The organism is Aeromonas rivuli, assembly GCF_000820045.1.
GTDB lineage: Bacteria > Pseudomonadota > Gammaproteobacteria > Enterobacterales > Aeromonadaceae > Aeromonas > Aeromonas rivuli.
Genome location: NZ_CDBJ01000037.1, coordinates 1 through 2,334, shown reverse-complemented (window position 1 = coordinate 2,334; position 2,334 = coordinate 1). Strand labels below are relative to the sequence as shown.

Sequence of the window (2,334 nt, the reverse complement as noted above, 5' to 3'; positions counted from 1 at the left end):
GTGAATGGTCAGGAGCAAGCAAAGTTAGGAGGGCCGACAGCATGAAAACTTATCGCATTACCACCATCAAAGACATCATCGACCAGATCCCCAACGACAAGCTGGATGCGTTTTTTCAAGACATGTATTCGGCCGTTGTACAGCAGCAAATCGCCATGGCCATGACCCAGGAAGCTCTGGGCGATATCGGGCGGGAGCAGTACTTCAAGGCCATGAAAGACGAAATGGTGTGGGTGGATGACGGCAAGACCGAGTCGTTCGTGAACGTGCGCCTGACTCAACATGAGGTTGCCAAGGTCACCATCGAATACAAAGCGAAGGAGGAGCCGGTGTTATGAACAACGTCACGATGCTGCTCAACACGTCCGTGGCTGATGCCAAAAGCTCCCTGGAGTGCCAGCTGCAGAGTAACCCACAGCAAGCACTAAACGATGCTCAGGCCTGTTTTGATGTCATCTGCGCTCGCAACGACGGCAGGCACTTCAGCCGCAGAGCAATGTTAATCACCATCATCAACAAAGCCAACAAGGCGCTGAAAGCGCAACAGGGGGAGCGATGAGTCAGGAGTTACACGGAGAAATCATGCGCTTCCAGGTCACGGCCCGCTGCCCTCATTGCGACGAGGAAACTGATGTGCTGCAAGACGAACTGGACGGAGGATATTGCCAATGCCAGCACTGTGATGAGTCATTCAATATCAGCCTGTAAGCGAAACCTCCCGCCTTCCTGGCGGGATGGTCTACCCGATGTGGTGATCGGGTACTGATGAGCAGCTAATAGGAAATCACATGACCGACAGACCCATGCCTATCAAAGACTATGTGGCGGCGCTGGATTATGACCAGTTGCGCTACTTACTCGAGGTCGCCAATGCCAAGAAGGCCGCCAAAGATGACGAAACCCGCCGCTATGTTCACCAGGTCGTGCTGGAGTCGGGGTTAGTTGCCAATTTCCGCGAAGAGCAACTGGCTGAGGCAGTGCTCTGCCTGCACCAATGTCAGCTTGCCTTGCTCAAGAGTGAGCCTGTGCTGGCCAAGCAAATCTACCAACTGCGGTATATCAAGTTGCAGAGTTTCAAGGAGTGTGAGTCGGACTACGAAACTTGGTTCGAGTAACACGATAAGCGAAACCTCCCGCCAGCCATGGTGGGATGGTCTGCCCGGCGTGGTGGCCGGGTACTGATGAGCAGCCTGGATCCCGGTTGTCATCTCCCTGACATAGGAGAGGACAATGACTTACCACACGATGTCACTGCAGCTGACCAAGCTGTTTGAAACCTACTGCGTTGCCCTGTCCTTACGGGACATGGTGGCCATTCGTGCACGCCTGCTGGCATTCGCCAGGCGCGCATCCCGCTTCAATACCCCGTCACTGGCACAGGAAGCCCTGCAGGCCGTGTCGCTGCTGGAGCGAGATATCCAGAGGGCGCGGCCATGAGGGCCAAACTGCTGGCCTGGCTGGCGCAGCGCCCGCCGATGACCATCTGCCAGATGATTGACGCGGGCGTGCTGGATGAGCTGGATATCTCTGCCAGGGAGAACCTGGCGAGTTGCCTGCGCGAGACCTGCGAGCGCAAGGATAACCAGCTCAATGCCATCACCGTTGAAGAAACCCACCTGTACCAAGGCCGCTTTCCCCGCAGGGCAAAGGTCTGCCTCTATCGCATTCGTGGAGTCCATCATGACTGAGCAAGAGAAGGAAGTGAGCGAGATCGTGACCTGGCTGGGCAAGCGGGAGTTTCCCGCCCTGGCCGAGTACACCACCCCGCTGGGGCAGCAGCTGTATGCGCAGCTCACGGATGTGCTGTCGTTCGCCTCCATGGCGGCGCGCAAGGCCAGGATTGCCGAGACCAAGTTAACTGACCTGGTGATGAGCTTGCCCAGCAACGCGCTCGCCTATCACGATCTGAAACGACTACTGGAGGAAGTACATGCGCAAGGCACTGCGGCGCAGGACCCGCTTATGGTTCTTTTTAAGCAGGCAATCGAACACTCAGGACGCCACGACATCGAGATGTGTTGCGGCAGCAGTTGCAACAAGCAGCGCAACCTCGAGCACCTGATTGCCCTGGAAGTCGGCACTGAGATGTTCTACCAGGAGATCGTCAACCTGGGCACTCAGGTCGTCTCACTGCAACAAGAAAACCAAGGGTTGAAAGCCCGTTTAAATGACCTTGAAGGAGGCATTCAATGATGCACTATCGCTGTGATGATGTACCGGTATGGCAAGCCTGGTGCCGGTACCAAAGAGAGCTCAGCGCGCTGCACAAGGTGGCGCAGGCCTTTGCCGAGCCGCTCGATGCTGACCCGGTATACGGGGCGTCAGTCTATGGTC

The 2,334-nt window shown here is 56.4% G+C and carries 6 protein-coding genes and 2 other RNA genes; all 8 read left to right on the top strand.

The window, feature by feature from the left end:
• Positions 1–338 (top strand): hypothetical protein (locus BN1130_RS07635; protein ID WP_232301953.1); only part of this gene is annotated, 338 nt, incomplete at its 5' end.
• A complete protein-coding gene (locus tag BN1130_RS07630; protein ID WP_042041230.1) occupies positions 335–559 on the top strand; it encodes a hypothetical protein in 225 nt (74 codons plus the stop codon). The genes BN1130_RS07635 and BN1130_RS07630, both read left to right, overlap by 4 nt.
• A gap of 147 nt (positions 560–706) precedes the next feature.
• An RNA gene (locus tag BN1130_RS21610) (hammerhead ribozyme type II) lies at positions 707–779 on the top strand.
• Positions 780–788: 9 nt separating this feature from the next.
• Positions 789–1,115 (top strand): hypothetical protein, encoded by a 327-nt coding sequence (locus tag BN1130_RS07625; protein WP_042041229.1) that lies wholly within the window; start codon positions 789–791, stop codon positions 1,113–1,115.
• A gap of 6 nt (positions 1,116–1,121) precedes the next feature.
• Positions 1,122–1,195, top strand: an RNA gene (locus tag BN1130_RS21605) — hammerhead ribozyme type II.
• Positions 1,196–1,230: 35 nt separating this feature from the next.
• Entirely contained in the window at positions 1,231–1,437 is a 207-nt protein-coding gene (locus tag BN1130_RS07620) for a hypothetical protein (protein ID WP_042041228.1), read from the top strand.
• Positions 1,434–1,688 (top strand): hypothetical protein, encoded by a 255-nt coding sequence (locus BN1130_RS07615; RefSeq protein WP_042041227.1) that lies wholly within the window; start codon positions 1,434–1,436, stop codon positions 1,686–1,688. Before BN1130_RS07620 ends, BN1130_RS07615 begins: the two co-directional genes overlap by 4 nt.
• Positions 1,681–2,193, top strand: coding sequence for a hypothetical protein (locus BN1130_RS07610; protein ID WP_042041226.1), 513 nt, complete (start codon positions 1,681–1,683; stop codon positions 2,191–2,193). Before BN1130_RS07615 ends, BN1130_RS07610 begins: the two co-directional genes overlap by 8 nt.
• Positions 2,194–2,334 lie beyond the last annotated feature (141 nt).